Here is a 20,509-nt window from a genome sequence, read left to right as displayed (position 1 = left end):
TTTTTGCAAAATTGTACTCTAGTTATTCTGATGATCATCATCTTCCTTTATAGTAACGCTTCTATCAAGCTATTGTAAGGGTTTCCAATGTGTAAATGTTGTAAATTCAAAGTTTGCAAAGTTGGACTCTGTTTGAACGCAAAAAAAATACCATATTAGATCACCTGCCTCTAACATGGTCCGTATTATAGCCCACCTGGGGATTTTTCTATTGTGTCATGCTTCCGTTCCGATCTCTTTTTCCTATCCTCTTCAAAAAGAAAAGTCCTATTCCGTTGATCAATAATAATCCAAATAGCGTATTTCCTAGGGGAGCCCATCCATCCTCTCCTGTAAATAACAAAGCTAAAAGAACTTTTCCGATCAGTGTTATATTTAAAATAACCAAACCTAATCGAATAGAGTGCTTCCAAAACGCAATTAATATAGAAACAACAAATAACATCATAAATGCAATCGTTATTAGGAATGTAACTGGATTACTCAACAAGTTCATTTCATATTCAAGAACTTTCTCCATTTGCGGATTAACCTGTTCAGGCGCAGGGAACCAGAACATGCTGCTCATCATCAAAAAGAACGTTAAAATGATACCTTTCATACTCCGCTTATAAGCACAATAGACAAGAATGATCAGAAAGACCGGACGAATATACCAACTAAGTGGGTTCAAATGCCGATCAAAAGCCCAATTCAGAATCTCTTGAAAATCCATTCCACTCACTCCTTTTGGTTTGTCTGGGTCAGGCTGCTTGCTACTGCTTGGAACATCATTTCTTCTACTTGTGGAAAAATCTCTTCACCGATGTCTTGCTTATGAACTGCGATCAGGAGAGCCGCCCGTATTACACCAACAATCACATTCGGATCCGACTGGATCATCCCTCCCCTTTCCTGTTGATCAGAAATATAAGTCAGGAGTGGCGTGATGTTCCTTTGGATTTTCCTCTCTACAAACTCTGGAGTAACTTTTCTCTTGACCATTTCAAATTCAACTGAATTAGTGATCAACCTTTTGGTCAGTACATTAATGTCTAATCCCACAACCATTTGGTGCATATATTCCTTGATTCCGTCAAAAGCATTTGTCGTCTTATCAACCTCTTTCCAAATACGCTCCTCCATGCCAACTGCTTCAAGTTCCAATAGCTCTAAATACATCGCCTCTTTTGATTCAAAAAAGACATAAAATGTACTTTTCGCTATGCCGACTTTTTTAGTCATTTCTTCAATTGACGTCTTTTTCAAACCCTGTTGAATAAACAACTGTTTTCCTAGATTCAGTAAATCATTCCGTAACCTTTCCTTTTCAGATGAATGAAAATAAGGCATATTTTAAACTCTCCTTCAAAAACATAAAAACAAATTGTATTTTTGTTTTTATGTTATTCTTAATAAGTTATTTTGTCAATTTTATCCTGAAAAATGAAAAAAGCAGCCCCTGTTATGGAGCTGTCTTTAAGTTGAACTTAGTCCAACCCTTGCCTTCCTTAGGATGCCAGGTTGAATTGCTTAACTATTCTATAGCTGTGCTCGTAGTTCATCTGTCATTTGTTCTACTAATTCAGGTCTTCCATGAAATTGTGCAGGTGTATTTTGAAATAGTTCAATATGCCAATTATGATTGTCATGAACAACAATTAGAGTGTGATGTGTATTAACTTCTGGATTAATATCTGATCCACCGGGAGGTACCATACCGGCAATTGCTCTTAACATTGCCACATTTTCACCCAGGAAGCGAATATCTTTTACCTTACTGACAAATTGTGCAGTAGGATGATCCCTGAAAATAGGGCTTAGATGAGACAAAATTGATTTTGGACCACTCGATTGACTTCCATCAAACCCTATGATCTCCCCATGTCCACTAAATAAACTTGCCATTCCCTCTGCATTACGATTGTTCCAAGCCTCGATAAGATGTTCGTAAACTTTTTTGACAGCTTCTTTACTCTCCATACTAGAATCGTTCAATCGATCTCTCTGGAAAAATGACTTTTTCAGCCCTTACCATGAATAAAAGCACCCGTTTCAATGAGGTCCGTATCTGGTGGGATATACCCGAGGTGTCTGCCCATTTTTACAATTTGGCCTTTATGATGAAACTCGTGTGTGATGGTGTGTGTGAAAAGCCATAATGTAGTGAATTCCGCCTTCCTGCCATTTTCAAAGGATACTTGAATGGTTTGATCCCATTTACCTCGAAATTCATTCAGAAATTCATGAACAAGAGTATCCGTTTCCCTAAAAACCTCACGCATCTCCTCGACGTTGTTAACGGACGCTGCATTTAATCTAGGGAGGGATTTTCCAAGAGCACGTCTTCCCAACCATCCCCGGTAACAATCGGCAACATGGGCATGCAAACTGCAAATAGAATCTCCACCAAAGATTTCAAGCTCTTTACCATAATCGGCGGGGGACAATGTTTCACAATAACTGAATAATGTTTCCCTTGTTCGCTGGATCCAATCATACTGGGTTACGAATACTTCCATCTTCTCGCTCTCCTTTTAAAATGACTGTTTAGACTACTCATTACAACCACATTCATATTCTTTGAATTTATATTCCTTGTAAAACCTTGGTTCTGTAAAGTCACTTGTATCCGACTCGTAAACTTTTATTAAAGGAGCGATATCTTGTTTTGCAAGTTTCTTAAGTTGTTCCTCCATATCAACAGATGAGTTGAGTGGATAATCGTTCATATCCTGGAATAAGCCATTGTGCTCACAAACATCATAAGTGACAGCAAAATAATATTTTGTCATGATAATCCCCTGTCATTGAAGATTCAACGATTTACACGAAGTAAAACATACAGTTGAGAAACCAACTCGTAAATCATGATAACCGACTTGATAATATAGAATTTCTATCTAAGTGCTAAATCTCCTACCGGAAGTGTTTTTTTATTCACAGAAAACGAGTTTTGCTATTCTATTAATCTAACAGGTGATTAGATTGTGCTACTAACATTACCTGATTTTAATAATCCTTATTCATATCGATGCTTTTTATGAAGCTGACAAACTCCCTGACCATGTTCAGATTTAACGATTCCTTATGGTACAACATCCACGTTCGCCTCAATAAGGGTTCTCCCGCTTTTGTTTTCAGATCGATCGTATATAATCCTTCCGTATCCCTTAAAATCATGCTCGGCATGATCGCATACCCCAAGCCGTTAAGCACCATCTCTTTACATGTATCGACTTTATCAACTTCGATATTGATCAATGGGGGGTGCGTATAATGTTCAGCCCACCAGTTATCGATGACACTTTTTAAGGAGTATTCTGATCGATAATCGATTCTTGGCAATTCAGGCAATTCATCCAATTGGATCCGATCTTTGGAGACGACGCATATCGTTTCATCAAATAATAAATGTTTCTCATCCACCCAGTTGAAATCCCCCTTCACAAAGGCAATATGGATATCTTTCTTCGGCAATAATGGGGCAATCTCACTGCTCCATCCAGATGTGACTTTGTATTCGATATTCGGAAACCTGTCTTTAAAAAGCTTCAGGACCCCAGGTAATTGGTAATGAGCAAAGTAATTCGAGACTCCGAGCCGTAATGTCCCTGACACAATGTCCCTCATGTCATGCACATTCTCCTTGATGCTTCGGATCCTCAAGAGCATTTCATCCGCGCATTTCGCCAGATACTCCCCCTGGGACGTAAACTGGATTCCCCTTCTGCCTCTGTTGACGATTTTCACACCGAATTCCTTTTCGATCTGTTTCAGACGGTTCGTCAGAGCTGGCTGCGATATATAAAGCTGTTTTGCTGCTTTCGTAATGTTTTTCTCCCGATATAAAATCTGTAGGATCGACCAATCACGCGTTTCCATCAGCATTCCTCCCAGATATAATAAAAAGTTATTGATGTCAATACAATTCCAATATTTTATTTATATCAAAAAGTATACTATATTTTTTGATAAGGGAGAGAGTTGAGTTATGAACAAAAACAGCATATTTTTACGCAACATGAAGTTCATCCTACTGAGCAGTATCGGTGGTTACCTACTCTCTTTGACAGGTCTGTCGATCGGCTGGATGATCGGATCATTAATTGTTGCGACCTTGCTTTCTTATCGAAAACCTCGATTTTTAAAAATGGATGAAAAAGGCATCTCGAAATTTTGGATCTGTATCGGCCAATGCCTATTAGGGATCGAGTTAGGGCAGAAGATCAATTTGTCCGTCATGAGCGTATTCATGGAAAATTCACTCGCAATTGTTTTCATGCTGATCATGTCGATCATTTTCTCCATTCTTTCAGGTTATGTCCTTTGGAAATTCAGTAAAACCGATATGCTGACAAGCTTTTACGGCACTGCCCCTGGAGGACTTACAGCCATGCCCAGTATTGCAGAAGAAGTCGGGGCAAATACGGCAATCGTAAGCATCATTCAGACTATCCGCGTTTTCCTCGTCATTTTGATGATTCCAATGATTGTTTCGTATTTACTAGTGACGCCTCATCACTCCGCTCCAGGAAACGGATCTATGGTGGCTGTACCGGAATTCCAGTTCACACACTTGTTTTGGACCTTCGCCCTTGTTTTCGCAGCGTGGGGAGGGGCGATTTTAGGGAAAAAGCTGAAATTCCCGGCTCCCTGGACAATCGGAAGCATGCTGGGTGTAGCATGTTTGCAAACAGCCGGTTCTTCGCTGGCCGGTCATGACATGGTTTCCTGGTGGCCGCATACGTTCATGGTCCTCGCGCAAATCTTGATCGCATCAAGTATCGGCGCCATGTTCCATAAAGATATGTTGATAGGGCTGGGGAAAATCATTAACATTGCCTTGATCTGTACGGTAGGGTTCATCCTAGCGATGTTTGGCTGTTCATTCATCGTATCCAAGCTGACAGAGATCACGTTCGTGACGGCTACATTGGCTTTTGCGCCTGGTGGAATTGCAGAAATGGCGACCACATCCGTCCTCTTGGATGGGGATTCGACCTTCGTCGTTGCCGTCCAGGTCTTGAGGATTTTCGTCGTCCTCCTCTTTTTACCGCCTTGTTTCAAACTTATCGAACATTATGAAAAGAAAAAGATTGGACTATCCGGTTGAGGGAATACCACAAGCAAACAGAGATATAAAAGCACCCCTGCACTCGTATGTAGATCATACGTATGTAGGTGGTGTTTTTTATAACCCTGTATTGACCATACTGGTCATTCGATAAATGAGAAAGGGGGGTTGACCATCATTTTTTCGAAATTTCATAGTCTGGAGCCAGCGAAACAAGAACGTATTATTAATGCAGCTATAGAAGAATTCGTCAAAACGGGGTTTGATAAGGCTTCTACAAACGAAATCGTAAGCATGCACGAGGTGCGATTGGGCTCAGTACAGGTATGATTGCTGTCGCCTACAGTCTCAGAGCCATAGGAGACATGGGGAACGAATTAATATCTTGGCTTTCCCCTATTGGCTGGGCACAGCAAACAGCGGTATATGTTGACGATCATTGGGCAACTTTGTTGGTCAGCCTTACATTCACTGTTGTTCTCATAGCGATTTCGTATCCGTTAAGTACAAAACGGGACGTTGGAGCAGGTATGATCCCTCCACGTCGCGGTAGCGGGTCAGCTTCAAATCTGTTAACGAAGCCAATCGGCCTGGCGTACCGATTACTCCGTACGAATCTCATCGTTTGGAGCATTGCGATGTTCCTCTTTGGGGCAGCTTACGGGTCCGTTTTAGGTGATGCTGAAAAAATGCTAGAATCTGTGGGAGATCAAATGTCAGCTATGCTTCCTACGACAGATAGCAATGCACTTACAGACAGTTATGCTGCTATGTTCATTTCGATTTCAGCTGTGCTCGCAGCAATTCCTACACTGCAAAGCATTTTGCGGCTACGTGGTGAAGAGAAAGAAGGTCGAATGGATGGATTGCTTTCTGGGTCTTTGTCCAGGTATCGTCTTATGGGAAGCTTTGTTGTTACATCCATATTGAACAGTCTTCTCTACCTATTTATGGCTGGTCTCGGAATGGGAGTGGCAGGAAGTCAAAGTTTAGGCGATTCCAGGTACTTAGGTGACCTAATTTTAGCTAGCATTTCGTTCGCACCTGCACTATGGGTTGCGATTGGAGTAGCTGCCGTATTAATAGGTATCTTTCCTAGAGCTACTTCGTTTAGCTGGGCAGTCGTCGTATTCGCATTTCTTGTGATATATCTTGGCGGAGCACTCCAGATGCCGGATTGGCTGATGAACCTTTCACCGTATGAGTCTATCGCACGATACCCGGCAGAGGACCTTGATTTGACGCCTCTTCTCTCTTTAACGGGGGTCTCAGCATTATTGATTACGATTGGTTGTATCGGTTTTCGCCGGCGTAATATCATGTCATAAACAATCTGGATCAGAAAATAGATAAGATTGTAAGTTCCCTAAAGTTTATAGATTGACCAACGATAACAGGCACGTTGTGATTGACGTGCCTGTTCGTTGCATTTCCCTACTTTTTCAAGAAAAAACGCAAGTGATTTCCCATTAGAAACTTTTTATACTTTTTCATAGGATTTCGAAAAAAGTTAAATGACACGTACGGTAACAATTCCATCAATCTGTCGGATATCTTGCTCCAGAGCGAACACGTTATCTCCGTTTACTTGATTGTCGATGTCGATCATCGTATACGCAAAATCTCCCCGGCTTCTGTTCACCATGTCCGCAATGTTCAAGTTATAGTTTGATAGAACGGATGTAAGCTGTCCGACCATGTTCGGAACGTTTTTGTGAAAACCTGCGATTCGACGTTTTCCCGTATAAGGCAGGGAAGCATTCGGAAAGTTGACCGAATTCATAATGTTCCCTGTCTCCAGATATTCCTTCGTCTGGCGGGCTGCCATGACCGCACAGTTTTCCTCCGATTCTTTCGTAGAAGCACCAAGATGAGGGATTGAAATGACATTTTCCGTGTTTATCAGATTTTCATTTGGAAAGTCTGTAATATACTTACCTACTTTTCCATTTTCAAGTGCGACAGCCATATCGTTTTCATTGACAAGTTCACCGCGGGAGAAATTGAGAATGTTAACGCCTTTTTTCATGATGTCAAAGTTTGCTTTATTGAACATTCCTTTTGTACCATCCGTTAACGGAACGTGTACGGTGATATAATCCGACTCAGCAAACAACTGTTCAATGGTCATCGCTCGTTGGATTTTCCTGGACAAGTTCCAAGCCGTATCGACCGAGATGAACGGATCAAATCCGAGCACATCCATGTCTAAATCCAGGGCATCATTGGCTACAAGCGCACCGACTGCTCCCAGACCGATGACACCAAGTGTTTTCCCCTTTATTTCATTTCCGACAAATTGTTTTTTTCCGGCTTCTACAAGTTCAGGGATTCGTTCCCCTTCACCTTCCAATGACTTCACCCAGCTAATACCATCAAAAAGATTACGGGATGAAGCCATCAATGATGTCAGCACCAGTTCCTTGACAGCATTGGCATTCGCTCCAGGGGTATTGAAAACGACGATGCCACGTTCTGTGCATTTTTCAACAGGAATATTATTGACACCTGCACCGGCACGTGCAATGGCCTTCAGGTTATCACCGAATTCCATCGAATGCATGTCATAACTGCGGACAACAATAGCATCAGGATTTTCACTATCATTATCGATCCCGTAACCATCTTTATTGAATACATTGAGTCCGTTTGCTGCAATACCATTTAACGTCTTGATCGTTTTGACTTTGTCTAACGTCGCTATGCTCATTTTATCTTCTCCTCTTTTTGTTCTTTCTTCAGGGTTGGAATCGCTTGTTTACCAGGGGACCAGTTATTATTTCCTGTATTCGCTGCTTATATGGATCGATTATTTCAGTATCCTGCCACTCCCTTCTAAAAACACAAAGAGGCAAGGGATCATATATCCCTTACCTCTGCCCAGGCGAACGGCTATTCGTCACTATGTGCTCCCTCACGGTTATCCGTGTTCGCCAGTCACACATAGCCTATCGATTTAATAGTTATAGTATCAATATTCCAACAATACTTCAACCCGGTAATTTTATGAATTTATCTAAAATGCCTCAAATTCTTTTCCCCATTATTCAAGTATTTCAAAATCAATATGGAAGACTTTCCATAAAAATAAGATGAACAGACCCGAAAGAATCCATGCGATAACAGGACGTTTGTAATGAATTGCTAATAAAGAAAACATCGCAAAGTCGAATAAAAGTGACAACCAGAGTTTCCATCCATGATGATAACTGATCATGCCAAACATTTTTGAGATATACTCGATAAAACCAAATGAAAACGTCCAGATGATTATGTATGAAACTTTCTTTATCACATTTCGATCTTCAGGGTAATGGGATAGAAAAATCAATGTCAAAATGGGGAAGGAAGTAAAGACTTTCAACACATTGATGCTCATCCTCGTAGGGAGTAATTTTTCTTCAAATGTATGTTCAAATCTCCACATTGGGTACTCTTTGAATAAATAAAGATAGAGTAGATTCCCCACTACCATGAACAAGATGGTTGGGTAGTATTTTTGCCAGTTTTTCCATTTTCCCCATTTCAAAGAAATGATGAAGAAGATGATCGGATAGATGATTTGCATATAAACTCCTACATATTCTTTATTTATTACATCCCCATTAATTCTCTTTGATTATTTAAAATATCCAATAATCCAAATTTCATGCCTAGTCTGATTCAGGTGAAAAATTTTTTAAAGTTTTTGTAGAACCTATCTTATAAGAAAGCAATTACAAGGAGGACATTTACAAAGAAGTCTTTATAGGTCCATTACAAAGTATAGGGTAAAAGCCGATATACTTTTTAAAGTATCTAATCGGGCACACCCTTGTAATAGGGGCACATTATGAAGAGTTAAAAACCGAGGAAGCGTAAGAGAAGCATCGCTAACAACAAAACAGGAGATTGTTTGGAAGGTATTTTCTTCTTCCTACAATCCCCTGTATAAACATACTCATGTTTTTCTAATTAAGAGGCCAAAAGCGCCAAGTCCTTGTTAAACCTGTAAAAACTCCTATTATTCTTATATATAAGAGGGGTAATTGCTTAAGCTTTGGTGATCCAAAAAGATCAGACCAGCGCCGCCTAACACGCCTGCTTCTTGTTCTAAAAAGGAAATGGATAATTGTGCCCGCTTCGTCAAAGCCGGTATTCCTCTCTTGTTGATTGTTTCATTTATTTTAGGGAGAATAAATCGGTGGGCTTTCATGACGCCTCCACCAAGAATGATCACCTCAGGATTGAACAAGTTGATCAGATTGGTTATCCCTATCCCAAGATAGAATCCAGCCTCACTAAACGCCTTTAATGCAAGCTCATCACCTTGTTCTGCTGCTTTCCATGCTTTTTCGGAAGTGATCAGGGATTCTTTTTCATAGCCGAAAACCGTTTTACGCTGCGGATTGGTCTTGAGTTCGCTTCGTACCCATTCAGCAATGGCCGTTCCGGAAGCATACCTTTCAATACACCCACTGTTGCCACATGAACATCTTGGCCCATATGGGTTGATCGAGATGTGTCCGAATTCCCCGCCACTATCGCCACTTCCGGTGACCATACGGCCGTTGCTTATGATGCCGGAACCAATACCTGTACTTACCGTAATATAAATCATGTCTTGACAGCCTTTTCCCGCCCCCCAGATCCACTCCGCGATGGCAGCTGCATTCGCATCATTGGACAGCTTGACCGGAAGGCCAAAGCGATCACCTATCAACCTGCCAACCGGGACGTTCCGCCAACCAAGATTGTTGGCAAATATGATCACCTTCTCTTTGGAGTCGATGATGCCAGCTGTAGCTACTCCGATTCCAGCCACATCATCGATTTGGACATTGCTCTTATCCAACAGCTCATTCATCATTTTATAAATTCTCTCTAACACCTCATCTGGATTGGTGTCAGGATTTGTATCGATGGATATTTTCTCGAGGATCTCTCCCATTTTGTCGATGACAGCCCCGGTAATGTTGGTTCCTCCGATATCCAGGCCGATCGCGTAGGGTTTGTAGTTATTCATGCTGATCCTCCTGCTGCCTCTTGAATGGGAAGATTTCGTCCATCGTATCCGTAAGGTTTCCCATGAATGGATGGTGAAAATGTTTATGTGGAGGGATTTCAGGAATGATGAATCCTTTATAATCGATTTCATCAAGCGCTTCCGTTACAAGCTTCCAATTGATATCTCCTGCCAAAAGAGGAACAAATCCATTTATATTCCCAACACGTGCTTTAAAGTCTTTTACGTGAACCGATTTTATACGATGAGAAAGAATTCTGATCCATTGCTCTGGGAATCCGAATGGACATACATTCCCGACATCGAAATAAACACCCATATTCGGGCTATCAAATCCATCGACAAACTGTCGCATTTCAAGAGGACTTAACAAAAATTTATTCCAGACATTCTCGATTCCGATGGTAATGCCAGCCTTTTCAGCAACAGGGAGCAACTTTTGCAATGAATCCTGGGACCTTCTATACGCTTTTTCATAGAATACCTGCTCATTAACTATTCCCGGTACGACCAAAACAGTTTCCGCTCCAAAAACTTCCGCTATCCGGAACATCTCTTCAACGACGGCGATCCCTTTCTCACGCACATTTTCATCCTTATCTGTCAGCGGGTACTTCCATAATAAATCTGTCGATAAGCTTGGAAGGGAAAGACCAGCGTCTACCGCTTCCTCTTTGATCTCCAACAATTGTCCTTCAGTCATATTCAGTGGCAATGGTGCAGATGGATCATCAGAGAGGTTCAGCTCCACCCCTTCATAGCCGTAGTCCCTGGCTGATTTAAATATATCCTCTATTGAGCAGGATTCAGGGAAACACCAAGCATTTATGCCTTTGTTCATTTACACCCTCTCCAATCCACGATTGAATCGTTGTTTGTGCCTCGATCACCCGATGTTGACAGGCTCTTTCCTGGATGCTGATTCATAGGCGGCGAGCGCCACCTCTACCGCTCGCATCCCATCCTCACCCGTAATGGAAGGCTGTCTCTTGTTCATTACAGTTGTGACAAAATCCTGGATCAACCCAAAGTCCATATCATCACCCCAATAATCCCAGGCCACTCCTTTGTCATCACTATAGACATCTACTTTCTGGGCAAATGCATCGATTGAGATCGTACCATTTGTGCCGATGATTTCAAGCGTGACATCACCCCATGTCGGATATGTCTTGTTGCGGCTCCAGCTGCAATCCAATGTGGCGAACACGCCATTCGTGAATTCCAGTGAAAGTATACCGCAATCATCAATCTTTTCCTCAGAGATCAGGTTATCGACTTCAGCATAAACTTCATTTACCTCAGCATTCATCAGCCAGCGCATGATATCGACAACATGGACAGTGTGGTCCATCACCGCACCGCCGCCTGATTTTTTCGGATCAATGAACCATCCGCCTGGATTCGTCCCCCGGTTCGTTCCCTTCATAGCAAGGATCCGTCCTAGCTTCCCGTCTTCTACCAGCTCCTTCGCCCGAAGGATCGAGGTATTGAAACGGACTGGAAAAGCTGTCTGGAGAATGACGCCGTGTTCCTTGCACGTAGCGATCATTTTTTTTGCATCTCTGATCGTGGTCGCCAATGGTTTTTCACAGAGGATGTGTTTCCCTGCTTGTCCCGCTGCAACTACATGATCAACGTGATGCACGTTTTCCGAAGTAACGATCACGGCATCTATATCCGTACTCAGCAATGAATCGACATCCTGGTAATATTGGGTTTGAAAGGTGTCAGCCATTTTTGCTCCACGGGCAGCGTTGTCGTCTGCAATACCAGCTAGTTCGATCCCGCCCATCTGTTGAATGGATTTAGCATAGCTGTATGCATGCATATGTGCGAAACTTATGATTCCTATTTTCATGAGAACTCCTCCTTAAACTCGCGGGTGTACCTTTTCTGAACTCAGAACAACCGATTTTCCGGATTGGATCGATTCAAGGGCAGCGATTGCAATTTCTACCGCTTTATACGCATCTTCAGCTGTGACTTTCGGTTCCACATTCCGTTCGATGCACGATAAAAAGTGTTCAAGCTCAAGATGATAGGGGTTCTTTTTCAATGGACTTTCCGGAACGGCAACTCCACCGCTTCCTTTTCCATCAATCTTGCTCTTCATGACAAGGGGTGTTTCTTTTGCACTGTCATAGTCGATGATTCCACTCTGACCTGCAATCTCGTATCTCGTCGTGAACCCCTCATGTGCCCACGAACCTTCCACATGGGCGATGACACCGCTTTTGAAGCGTAAGGTGACCAAGGCGTAATCAACGCGCAGCATATTCCTTCCTAACAAGCTTTTGGCATAGACTCGTTCCACTTCCCCGAACATCCATCGCAAATAGTCGAAATCATGGATAATCATATCGAGGATCAAACCCCCGCTTTGATTGAAATCAGCATACCAATCGTTCCAGCCTGTCGGGAAGATTCCTCCTCGGAACGTACGAGCCACTGCAGGTTTCCCTATCGCCCCTTCTTCAACCCGTTTTTTCGCCAGCTCATATTCAGGGAAGAAACGGACCACGTGTGCAACGAACAGCTTTACGTCCTTTTCTTCACAGAATTCGATGATCTCTCTCGCATCCTCAAGCGTACGGGCAATCGGCTTTTCGCAGATGATATCGATGCCGATCTCCGCAAATCGGAAGACCATCTCTTTATGCACGAGCGTTGGCAAGCATATATCGACCACAGTTAAATAATCCAGTGTGGATAGTGCTTCATCAACTGATGCAAAGACTGGAGCCCCTAATGGTGATGCGATCTTGCCAGCTTTATCACAATCACTGTCCACGATCCCGACTACTTGTACCTTATCCATTTCAGCATAAGCCTCAGCATGCACCTTCCCCATCGTGCCTGCTCCCAGAATTAGAACATGATGCATTGTAACCTCTCCCTTCTATTCTTTCACAGCTCCCGACATGAAGCCTTTTATGAAGTATTTTTGAACAAAACTGAACATCACGGCGATTGGTACCGTCGATATGATGCTAGCCGCCATCATCTCATGCCAATAGATCACGTTTTGACCGACAAAATCTGTAAGCGCTAAGCTGATCGGACGCATTTCTGATTTTGAAATGAAAATCAAAGGAATCAATAGGTCGTTCCACGACATGATGAAGGCATAGATGGACGCCATTGAAATCCCTGGAGCCGACAATGGGATGATGATCTTGATGATCCCTTTAATACGTGAACAACCGTCCACTGAAGCTGCTTGCTCCAGCTCGAAAGGGACATTTTTCAAGTAGCCGTGCAAGAGCCAAACGGCCATCGGCAGCGTGAACGCACAGTTCGTGATGATGATTGCTGTATAGGTGTTCAATAGATTGTAAGCTTGCATGAGCTGATAGAGCCCTACAATCAAAACGATCGGCGAAAACATCTGGGTCACAAGGACAATGAACAATAGGGCGTTTTGGCCGAAGAATGTGAACCGTGTAAGCGCATAGGCAGCTGGAAATGCAAGGACAATCGTAATCACGGCGGTAAAGGTGGATATGAATAAACTATTTAAAAATGGCAGACTGAATTGATAGTCTCCGAACCAAACATTGAAATAGTTCACCCACTGCGGGTTTGCCGGAATCCAATCCGGCGGCCATGAAAAGATATTTTCAAAGGTTTGCAACGATGTAGAGAACATGACGACGACCGGAAATAACAGCAAAGCGAACAAAAACAGGAGCGTCGCATGGATGAACAGGTGATTCAAGTTTTTTGTCATCCTTTTCACCTCCAATGATGTTAAGATTCCTGTTTCATCAATAATCGTTTATACGCTATCGTGAACATCAGCAAGATCAGGAAAATAACGACAGCGATCGTTGCCCCCATCCCCAGATCGAACGAACCAAAGGATCGTTTATAGGCATCGACGATCAACGTCTCTGTCGCATTGACGGGGCCTCCTCTTGTCAACGGCCAGATGACGCCGAAGGAATTGAAGGTCCAGATCGCTGACAATGTCGTAGCGACCAAGGTGATCGGCTTCATCAACGGCAGAATGATGTAACGCAATTTGTGGAATGAGGATGCGCCGTCAATATCTGCCGATTCGATCAGCTCGACAGGAATCGCTTGCAGGCCTGCAAGAAACACCATGGCCATGAACGGGATTCCCAGCCACATATCGGTTGCAGCGGTTGCGAAGAAGGCTGACATTTTGCCCCCTAGCCAAATGACCTGCTCATTGATGATATGGGACTGTATCAAAATCCAGTTCAGCATCCCGAACTGTCCGTCATACACCCATCTCCATGCGACTGCTGCGACGACCATCGGTGTGACCCATGGAATCAACAACAGCAATATATAAAACTTTTTAAAGGCGATATCTTTCGCCAGTAGCCAGGCGATCAAAAACCCGACCAACGTCTTGCCGATGACCGACAATGATGTCCACAAACCTGTTCTCAATACCGTTTCCCAGAATTCAACGGATGTGAATAAGTTCAGATAATTGCCTAATCCGATGAACGAAACACCTAAATCAGGCCTCGTCAAAATGTTTTGGGTGAACGAAAGGTAAATGACACGTCCAATCGGATAGCCCACCATCACCGCCATGAACAGAAGCATCGGAAGCAGGTAGAGTACAGGAGAATGCTCTGGAGAAAAGCGCCAGCGTCCCTTTTCCGATGGGAGGGGCTTGATTGGTTTTGCCACTTCTGTTTTCAATTTGTAGACCTCCTATCAGGTGGACGAGAGGAGGGCTCTTCTATGTCCGGTTTCCTACGCCTAAACAGCATTCAACTGATATTTTGGAGGAAATTCTATTGACATTTTTTGAGCCAACCCCTTGAAGTCCTACTTTGTTGGTGCTAATTTTTCTTGTTTGATTTTCTCAACTGCCTCATCCAATGCTTTTTGCGGATCTTCTCCATTCAGCGCTTTTTGGACCGCTTCAGAGACAATATCCTGGAACGGCTCCCATGCTGCGGGCACTGGCTGACCTTGACCCATCGTGGCCATTTCTACAAATGGAGCGAAATAGGGATCCTCTTTAAAGAATGGATCTTTCGCTTCTTCCTTCTGGATCGGTACCATACCTCGATCTTTATCATGTTTCGTCTGTTCCTCCGGAGATGTCATGAACTCGATCAGTTTCCAGGCCGCTTCCGGATGTTCTGTCTTCGCAGAGACCATCAGGGAGTCGGAAACGAGGGTATTGGACATCTCTTTACCTTTCGGAAGAACCGCTGTTTTAAAAGGTGTTTCCGGGTTGTCCGGCTCTAATCCCATGATGGACTTGGCCCATGGACCACAAACGAACATCGCGATCTTTCCTTCCTTGAACAGGACCGGAAGCTGCTCACGGTTATACTCGATCGGATTCGGGACCACTTTATGCTCTGTGTATAAATCAGCATAGTATTCCAGTGCTTCGACCGCCTCTTTTGAATTCAAGACGGCGTTACCATCTTCGTCAAAAATGTCCCCACCATTTTGGAACACATAGTTGAAAAACTGTGTTGTCGTAGAGACGTGTTTTGCTCCTGCGACTGCAAAACCATACATGCCCTCGTTCTCTTCCTGTACTTTCTTCGCAACCTCCACCAGTTCATCCCAGGTTTTCGGAGGTTCCGGTATCAAATCGGAACGGTAGATGATGGCGCGCGCTGAGAATGATCTCGGAATCGCATAAATGTTATCTTGATAGGTCACTGATTCTTGAAGTGGATCATGATAAAGTGAAAGTCTTTCTTCTGCATACTCATCCAGTTGAAGGATGCCATTCATTGCAGCGAAAGCACCGACCCATCGAGTCCCCCCATGGATCACATCAGGGGCAGTCCCGCTGCTGAACCCGGTTACGAGCTTTTGATACGCTTCTCCCCACCCGACCGATTGGATATCGACCTTGATGCCCGGGTTTTCTTCCTCGAACTGTTTGATCAGTTCTTCAACAGGCTCCTTGGCATTCGGCTGTTCAAGTCCTGGTTGGAAAAATGAAATTGTGACAGGATCCTCTGCTGTCCCTTCTTTTTCATTTGATGAAATCGTATCAGCCGGCGTACATGCGGCTAACATAGTTAACATCAAGATCATCAATAGTGAAACCATTCGTTTCATTGGCTTTTCCCCCTTTGGATTTTTATGGATCGATACTCCATTCCTTCACGTTTTATCAAACGTTTTTGTCGTTGGACCCCCTAACTTTTTTCACTGCAAAAATTAAGTAGCTAAAGAAAATTGAAATACTTCATTCAGGATGATGGCTGCAGCCCCTACAAGTTCAAAATTTCCCCCGAGAGATGACGGTTTCACCTTCAAACCATCCGTCAAAATCGACATGCCGTTTTCCTTTACATGGGTTTCCACTCTCTTCAAATAAGAATGATCATGATAGAACACATCCCCTCCGATTATGATGATATCCGGGTTGAACAAGTTGATCAGATTGATGATACCTGTCGATAGATAATCAGCGATTTCATGCATGATTTCTGTCGCCAACCCATCTCCCTCTTGAAGGGCCGCTATGAAGATCTCCATTGTGACTTGATTCATATCTCCTTGTGTCTTTTCGGAAATGATCGTTTTCCTGCCTCTTGCAATGGCAGATAAAATTCTCGAATAAATCGCTGGCCAGTTCACATAGTTTTCAAGACACCCTCGGTTGCCACAGTCACAACTGACACCGTTCCTATCAATGCTGATATGCCCAAACTCGCCGGCGCCGCCATGAAATCCTCTGAAAATGGAACCATTTACATAGATCCCTGCACCAAGTCCCTCTCCAACTGTTATATAGATGAGGTTTTTGTGATCCTTGTAATCACCAAAGTTTTTTTCAGCGAGTACAAGTGCATTCGAATCATTATCCACGATTGTTTTAAGACGGAACTTTTCACGGACGATATCTTTCAATGGCACGTCTTTCAGGTCCAATTTCGGGTTGTAACGGATCACACCGTTGGCCGGGTCGACGATACCAGGGGTGATGATGGATATGCCGATGCATGGTATAAGATCAAGATAATACGATATGAAAGTTTCCAAGCTTGTCATAAGGTGATCGACTAGCTTACTACTCTTCAATGTTCCGACTGGATACGTTTCTTTCCTCGAAACTTTGGCTTCCAAATTCATTTCAGCGATTGTTATGTGGGAATTCGTAATCGATACTGCGATAATAAAGTGCCTGTCAGGAACAAACCTGACTAATATCGGTTTCCGGCCGCCTTTTGATTCCCCTGTCCCTCCCTCTTGGACAAGGCCGTCCCTGATTAATTCAGAAACAGCTGAAGTAACCGTGGTCGGGCTCAATTTATTCAATTTGGCAATGTCGCTCCTGGATATCGGGCCTTTTTGCCTGATCGTATCCAGTATGATGAAGCGGTTCAATTCCTGGATTAACTTCAAATCGCCTGTTCTTTTCATCTGTATTCTCCTTGACTTACTTACTTTTTCTAATGACTTTATTAAGTCTTCATGAATGCTATTCTCTATGAAAGCGTTTTATCCTTTTTTTATTTTTTGAAATTTCATATAATTTAAACAGTTTCAATGATAATTTCAACACAATCTCCCATGTAGTCTCTAAATATAAAAAATGACCACACAACATTAACATTGATGTTGTGTGGTCATTTAAAATAGCCTTAACCCCGCCATACTCTATTCTAGTTTTCAAACCTCAGACTTGACTAGTAAATGGCATCATCAAATTCAAGTGGTCATTGCATACTCTTTATTTTCAAGCGCCTCATAAATATTTGTATACTTGTACCCATCAGCTACTCCTTCTAGAGTAACTTTACCATTCATGACATTAATCCCTTTTGCTAAGGAAGGATTATCCAAAGCAGTTTTTCATACCCCTTTAAGAATAAGTTCGTTTATTGACATTAGTTTTCTTCTACACAGAAAAATCATTTTAAATAGCATCTGCTAGATGATGGTAAATTTAATAGCAGTCAAATAAGAAATTAATAAACGTTATACGTTTGACCGGACTGGGCTCCTAGGATACTTTTCTTGTATGCAAGGGCTACATCCTTAGCTTCTCTAGGTTTAAACCCTTTAAACAACGAACCATACTTTTCTTTTGCTTCAGTAACCATCGTTGGGCTTACATTATTAATACGAATATTTTTAGGTAGTTCGATTGCCGCAGACCTCACAAAAGCTTGCACTCCCCCGTTTGCCATGGCAGCTGAAGATGCTGTAACTAACGGATCGTCCATTAAAATACCTGTCGTTAATGTAATACTTCCATTTTCCCGAATGTAATCAAGACCAAGAAGGACTAAATTAATTTGTCCAAGAAGTTTACTATTAACAGCCACTAAATTTTGCTCGGGGGTCATTTCCCTTACGGGACCAAAGTGGGCTGCCCCAGCTGTGCAGACCAGTGCATCTATTTCACCAACTTTATTAAACATCTCTTTAATACTCTCAGTTGATGTAATGTCTACCTTCACATCAGCATTCGTTCTAGCCGCACTTATAATATCCGCATCAGATTCCATTTCATTTGCAACCGCTGTTCCAAGAGTACCAGTTGCGCCTACTAGTAAAAGTCTCATAATTTTTATGCTTCCACCTTTCATAGTCTCGTTACAAATGGTTAATAATGATTTGTTACTTGAAGTTAAGCTTCCCTTTTTTTAATTTTCGATATTTGTGTTAGATCAACTTCAGACTTTTGATAGAACTTCTTACGCGCATCAGAAATACAAGGATGAAACTGGATTAAAGCTTTATCTCTGGTAATGTTAACATTTTCAATTGCTTTATTCATTGACGTCTCCATTTGCTCCCAATCGTTCGTACTATCTGCAGCTATAGCCAACCCAGCAACTCTTCCTTGAGCCATTGCTACTTTCGCGCTTTCAATACCTGTTATATTTCCAGCTACATAAAGACCAGGAATATTCGTCTGCATTTGTTCGTTGTGGACAGGCACATGACCACCTAGCTCTGGTATATATTTGAACGAGCAGCCGATTATTGAAGCAAGTTCTGATAAAGGGGTTAATCCTCCCGCAATACATACAAAGTCAGCGTCCACTACTTTTTCACTTGTATGATCAATTTCACCGTTTGCCTTAATATTCGCTGTCCGTACTCCGGTAGCAAAACGATCTCCTACGATTTCTAGAGCAACAGTCTTAAGGTGAAGTGGAATATCAAACATTCTGATGCCTTTTTTCGGAAAAAGCCTTATTGCAATTTTGGGATGTACCCTTTTACCTATTTTACCTAGTTGGCGAAGTATAGGAGTAGGTGCAAGATGTGTCAATCGCATTAAAGAAGATAAAACCTGTTCAGGATTCCCGGCTTCGTTTGATGTAATATCTGCTTTAGGAATAATGATTTCTTTAACATTTACACCACATAACTTTAGTTCATTCGCAATCGCCATAGACAACACGTTGGCTCCAATAATGATACATGAGTTTCCTGGCTTTACTCGATGAACATTTCCCATTATCTGAGCTGCTCCTATAGTCATTACTCCCGGAAGGGTCCACCCTTTCACTGGAATAGGACTTTCTGTAGCTCCTGTAGCTAGAAGCAGTTTTTCAGCTTTGTATTCCCCCCTGGTGGTGTATACGTCCCATCCATTTTTCGATTGACTGATATCATAAACGGATACCTCACACTGAATCGTTACCCCTGATTGAAGAGCCCGTTGACTAAGTTGTTCTCCTTTCTGTATACCATTCCACCATTCACCGTTCGGTTCTTGATGAAGCTGCCCGAGAAGACGCCCTCCTGCCTTCGGAAATTCGTCAATCACCGTAACCGATAGTCCTTCTTCTGCTGCAGCAATTGCTGCACTTAACCCGGCAGGCCCAGCTCCAATGATAAGAAGGTCTGACACTTTACTTCACCTACTTTAAGTAAACTTAAGATAACGAATATATTCTCATTCCTTCTGAGACAGGCGTTAAGCATGCCCTTACTATTTTTTCTTCATTAACACGAACTCTGCATTCAAAGCAATGACCGATATTACAATAAACCCCTCTTCCTTTCCCGCTAACTTCATGATATCTTAATGTCTTTACTCCTTCTGCCATCATGGCTGATGCTATGGTATCGCCTTCATAAGCTTGATAGGCTTGATCATCGTAATAGATTGTTATTCTCCGTTGGTTTTCCAAATTTCCTAGAACAGGGTGGCATTCAACTCTCATCGTCATTCCAGCTACCTCCTAACTGCCCGAAGGTTACTGGCCGTATAGGCGGACGATAGCTGAGTTGACTTTCATTGCTAACCTTCTCATTGTTGATGTCTTGCACAACTTTTTCTATAATTGTTCGACATATTCTCCCTCCACAATATCCCATTCCAGCACGCGTTCTTAATTTCACTTCACGGGAAGAACAATGAAAATGATGGACTATGTCTTTAATCGTACTTAAAGATACTTCCTCACATCTGCATATAATTTTATCGTCATCACTTATCACCGCCATTCCACCTC

General features: G+C 42.5%; 24 protein-coding genes and 1 riboswitch. Of the genes, 3 read left to right on the top strand and 21 right to left on the bottom strand.

Annotated elements, in window-relative coordinates:
* Window positions 1-208: 208 nt before the first annotated feature.
* From KOL94_RS00815 to KOL94_RS00790, 6 genes are all read right to left on the bottom strand, one after another.
* Window positions 209-715, bottom strand: coding sequence for a hypothetical protein (locus KOL94_RS00815; protein WP_221563245.1), 507 nt, complete (start codon window positions 713-715; stop codon window positions 209-211).
* A gap of 5 nt (window positions 716-720) precedes the next feature.
* Complete coding sequence (locus tag KOL94_RS00810) at window positions 721-1,332, bottom strand: TetR/AcrR family transcriptional regulator (protein WP_221563243.1); 612 nt, start codon at window positions 1,330-1,332, stop codon at window positions 721-723.
* Window positions 1,333-1,521: 189 nt separating this feature from the next.
* A complete protein-coding gene (locus KOL94_RS00805; protein WP_221567531.1) occupies window positions 1,522-1,962 on the bottom strand; it encodes an SgcJ/EcaC family oxidoreductase in 441 nt (146 codons plus the stop codon).
* A 41-nt stretch (window positions 1,963-2,003) separates the two neighbouring features.
* Window positions 2,004-2,501, bottom strand: coding sequence for a DinB family protein (locus KOL94_RS00800; protein ID WP_221563241.1), 498 nt, complete (start codon window positions 2,499-2,501; stop codon window positions 2,004-2,006).
* Between the two features lie 33 nt (window positions 2,502-2,534).
* The gene (locus tag KOL94_RS00795) at window positions 2,535-2,774 is read right to left on the bottom strand and encodes a hypothetical protein (protein ID WP_221563239.1); all 240 of its coding nucleotides are present in this window, start codon (window positions 2,772-2,774) and stop codon (window positions 2,535-2,537) included.
* 217 nt (window positions 2,775-2,991) lie between these two features.
* Window positions 2,992-3,864 carry a LysR family transcriptional regulator gene (locus KOL94_RS00790; protein WP_221563237.1) on the bottom strand — a complete coding sequence of 291 codons (873 nt, stop codon included), beginning with the start codon at window positions 3,862-3,864 and terminating at the stop codon, window positions 2,992-2,994.
* A 109-nt stretch (window positions 3,865-3,973) separates the two neighbouring features.
* On the opposite strand from KOL94_RS00790, the gene KOL94_RS00785 reads away from it, so the two are divergent.
* From KOL94_RS00785 to KOL94_RS00775, 3 genes are all read left to right on the top strand, one after another.
* Window positions 3,974-5,095 (top strand): AbrB family transcriptional regulator, encoded by a 1,122-nt coding sequence (locus KOL94_RS00785; RefSeq protein ID WP_221563235.1) that lies wholly within the window; start codon window positions 3,974-3,976, stop codon window positions 5,093-5,095.
* Window positions 5,096-5,224: 129 nt separating this feature from the next.
* Complete coding sequence (locus tag KOL94_RS00780; RefSeq protein ID WP_483298051.1) at window positions 5,225-5,386, top strand: hypothetical protein; 162 nt, start codon at window positions 5,225-5,227, stop codon at window positions 5,384-5,386.
* A gap of 35 nt (window positions 5,387-5,421) precedes the next feature.
* Window positions 5,422-6,384, top strand: coding sequence for an ABC transporter permease (locus KOL94_RS00775; RefSeq protein WP_221563232.1), 963 nt, complete (start codon window positions 5,422-5,424; stop codon window positions 6,382-6,384).
* A 182-nt stretch (window positions 6,385-6,566) separates the two neighbouring features.
* Here KOL94_RS00775 and KOL94_RS00770 read toward each other — a convergent pair whose 3' ends face one another.
* The 15 genes from KOL94_RS00770 to KOL94_RS00705 form a co-directional block, all read right to left on the bottom strand.
* Window positions 6,567-7,766: a phosphoglycerate dehydrogenase gene (locus KOL94_RS00770; RefSeq protein WP_221563230.1), complete on the bottom strand. Its 1,200-nt coding sequence runs from the start codon at window positions 7,764-7,766 to the stop codon at window positions 6,567-6,569.
* A gap of 161 nt (window positions 7,767-7,927) precedes the next feature.
* A riboswitch (ZMP/ZTP riboswitch) is annotated at window positions 7,928-8,007 on the bottom strand.
* 92 nt (window positions 8,008-8,099) lie between these two features.
* Window positions 8,100-8,624 (bottom strand): CBO0543 family protein, encoded by a 525-nt coding sequence (locus KOL94_RS00765; RefSeq protein WP_221563228.1) that lies wholly within the window; start codon window positions 8,622-8,624, stop codon window positions 8,100-8,102.
* Between the two features lie 441 nt (window positions 8,625-9,065).
* Entirely contained in the window at window positions 9,066-10,061 is a 996-nt protein-coding gene (locus KOL94_RS00760) for an ROK family protein (RefSeq protein ID WP_221563226.1), read from the bottom strand.
* Window positions 10,054-10,902 carry a sugar phosphate isomerase/epimerase family protein gene (locus KOL94_RS00755; protein WP_260412152.1) on the bottom strand — a complete coding sequence of 283 codons (849 nt, stop codon included), beginning with the start codon at window positions 10,900-10,902 and terminating at the stop codon, window positions 10,054-10,056. Before KOL94_RS00755 ends, KOL94_RS00760 begins: the two co-directional genes overlap by 8 nt.
* 45 nt (window positions 10,903-10,947) lie before the next feature.
* Window positions 10,948-11,922 carry a Gfo/Idh/MocA family protein gene (locus KOL94_RS00750; RefSeq protein ID WP_221563224.1) on the bottom strand — a complete coding sequence of 325 codons (975 nt, stop codon included), beginning with the start codon at window positions 11,920-11,922 and terminating at the stop codon, window positions 10,948-10,950.
* Between the two features lie 12 nt (window positions 11,923-11,934).
* Window positions 11,935-12,948 carry a Gfo/Idh/MocA family protein gene (locus KOL94_RS00745; protein WP_221563223.1) on the bottom strand — a complete coding sequence of 338 codons (1,014 nt, stop codon included), beginning with the start codon at window positions 12,946-12,948 and terminating at the stop codon, window positions 11,935-11,937.
* A 15-nt stretch (window positions 12,949-12,963) separates the two neighbouring features.
* Complete coding sequence (locus KOL94_RS00740; protein ID WP_221563222.1) at window positions 12,964-13,794, bottom strand: carbohydrate ABC transporter permease; 831 nt, start codon at window positions 13,792-13,794, stop codon at window positions 12,964-12,966.
* Window positions 13,795-13,814: 20 nt separating this feature from the next.
* Complete coding sequence (locus KOL94_RS00735) at window positions 13,815-14,747, bottom strand: carbohydrate ABC transporter permease (RefSeq protein ID WP_221563221.1); 933 nt, start codon at window positions 14,745-14,747, stop codon at window positions 13,815-13,817.
* A gap of 129 nt (window positions 14,748-14,876) precedes the next feature.
* Complete coding sequence (locus KOL94_RS00730; protein WP_221563220.1) at window positions 14,877-16,142, bottom strand: ABC transporter substrate-binding protein; 1,266 nt, start codon at window positions 16,140-16,142, stop codon at window positions 14,877-14,879.
* Window positions 16,143-16,244: 102 nt separating this feature from the next.
* On the bottom strand, window positions 16,245-17,453 hold the full coding sequence (locus KOL94_RS00725; RefSeq protein WP_221563219.1) for an ROK family transcriptional regulator: 1,209 nt from the start codon (window positions 17,451-17,453) through the stop codon (window positions 16,245-16,247).
* Between the two features lie 288 nt (window positions 17,454-17,741).
* The gene (locus KOL94_RS25045) at window positions 17,742-17,876 is read right to left on the bottom strand and encodes a hypothetical protein (protein WP_260412151.1); all 135 of its coding nucleotides are present in this window, start codon (window positions 17,874-17,876) and stop codon (window positions 17,742-17,744) included.
* 125 nt (window positions 17,877-18,001) lie between these two features.
* Window positions 18,002-18,601, bottom strand: a complete 600-nt coding sequence (locus KOL94_RS00720; RefSeq protein WP_221567530.1) for a short chain dehydrogenase — start codon at window positions 18,599-18,601, stop codon at window positions 18,002-18,004.
* A 65-nt stretch (window positions 18,602-18,666) separates the two neighbouring features.
* A complete protein-coding gene (locus tag KOL94_RS00715; RefSeq protein WP_221563218.1) occupies window positions 18,667-19,902 on the bottom strand; it encodes an NAD(P)/FAD-dependent oxidoreductase in 1,236 nt (411 codons plus the stop codon).
* Between the two features lie 25 nt (window positions 19,903-19,927).
* Window positions 19,928-20,224 (bottom strand): (2Fe-2S)-binding protein, encoded by a 297-nt coding sequence (locus tag KOL94_RS00710; protein ID WP_221563217.1) that lies wholly within the window; start codon window positions 20,222-20,224, stop codon window positions 19,928-19,930.
* A complete protein-coding gene (locus KOL94_RS00705) occupies window positions 20,208-20,501 on the bottom strand; it encodes a (2Fe-2S)-binding protein (protein ID WP_260412150.1) in 294 nt (97 codons plus the stop codon). Before KOL94_RS00705 ends, KOL94_RS00710 begins: the two co-directional genes overlap by 17 nt.
* Window positions 20,502-20,509: the final 8 nt, after the last annotated feature.

Source organism: Alkalihalobacillus sp. TS-13 (genome assembly GCF_019720915.1).
Taxonomy (GTDB): domain Bacteria; phylum Bacillota; class Bacilli; order Bacillales; family Fictibacillaceae; genus Pseudalkalibacillus.
Note: the sequence above shows the minus strand (reverse complement) of the source record. Positions and strands in the feature narration are given on the sequence as shown.

Coding starts and splice junctions, on each gene's coding strand:
- KOL94_RS00815 (WP_221563245.1), bottom strand. CDS start 715: ATGGATTTTCAAGAGATTCTGAATTGGGCTTTTGATCGGCATTTGAAC.
- KOL94_RS00810 (WP_221563243.1), bottom strand. CDS start 1,332: ATGCCTTATTTTCATTCATCTGAAAAGGAAAGGTTACGGAATGATTTA.
- KOL94_RS00805 (WP_221567531.1), bottom strand. CDS start 1,962: ATGGAGAGTAAAGAAGCTGTCAAAAAAGTTTACGAACATCTTATCGAG.
- KOL94_RS00800 (WP_221563241.1), bottom strand. CDS start 2,501: ATGGAAGTATTCGTAACCCAGTATGATTGGATCCAGCGAACAAGGGAA.
- KOL94_RS00795 (WP_221563239.1), bottom strand. CDS start 2,774: ATGACAAAATATTATTTTGCTGTCACTTATGATGTTTGTGAGCACAAT.
- KOL94_RS00790 (WP_221563237.1), bottom strand. CDS start 3,864: ATGGAAACGCGTGATTGGTCGATCCTACAGATTTTATATCGGGAGAAA.
- KOL94_RS00785 (WP_221563235.1), top strand. CDS start 3,974: ATGAACAAAAACAGCATATTTTTACGCAACATGAAGTTCATCCTACTG.
- KOL94_RS00775 (WP_221563232.1), top strand. CDS start 5,422: ATGGGGAACGAATTAATATCTTGGCTTTCCCCTATTGGCTGGGCACAG.
- KOL94_RS00770 (WP_221563230.1), bottom strand. CDS start 7,766: ATGAGCATAGCGACGTTAGACAAAGTCAAAACGATCAAGACGTTAAAT.
- KOL94_RS00765 (WP_221563228.1), bottom strand. CDS start 8,624: ATGCAAATCATCTATCCGATCATCTTCTTCATCATTTCTTTGAAATGG.
- KOL94_RS00760 (WP_221563226.1), bottom strand. CDS start 10,061: ATGAATAACTACAAACCCTACGCGATCGGCCTGGATATCGGAGGAACC.
- KOL94_RS00755 (WP_260412152.1), bottom strand. CDS start 10,902: ATGAACAAAGGCATAAATGCTTGGTGTTTCCCTGAATCCTGCTCAATA.
- KOL94_RS00750 (WP_221563224.1), bottom strand. CDS start 11,922: ATGAAAATAGGAATCATAAGTTTCGCACATATGCATGCATACAGCTAT.
- KOL94_RS00745 (WP_221563223.1), bottom strand. CDS start 12,948: ATGCATCATGTTCTAATTCTGGGAGCAGGCACGATGGGGAAGGTGCAT.
- KOL94_RS00740 (WP_221563222.1), bottom strand. CDS start 13,794: ATGACAAAAAACTTGAATCACCTGTTCATCCATGCGACGCTCCTGTTT.
- KOL94_RS00730 (WP_221563220.1), bottom strand. CDS start 16,142: ATGAAACGAATGGTTTCACTATTGATGATCTTGATGTTAACTATGTTA.
- KOL94_RS00725 (WP_221563219.1), bottom strand. CDS start 17,453: ATGAAAAGAACAGGCGATTTGAAGTTAATCCAGGAATTGAACCGCTTC.
- KOL94_RS00720 (WP_221567530.1), bottom strand. CDS start 18,601: ATGAGACTTTTACTAGTAGGCGCAACTGGTACTCTTGGAACAGCGGTT.
- KOL94_RS00710 (WP_221563217.1), bottom strand. CDS start 20,224: ATGACGATGAGAGTTGAATGCCACCCTGTTCTAGGAAATTTGGAAAAC.
- KOL94_RS00705 (WP_260412150.1), bottom strand. CDS start 20,501: ATGGCGGTGATAAGTGATGACGATAAAATTATATGCAGATGTGAGGAA.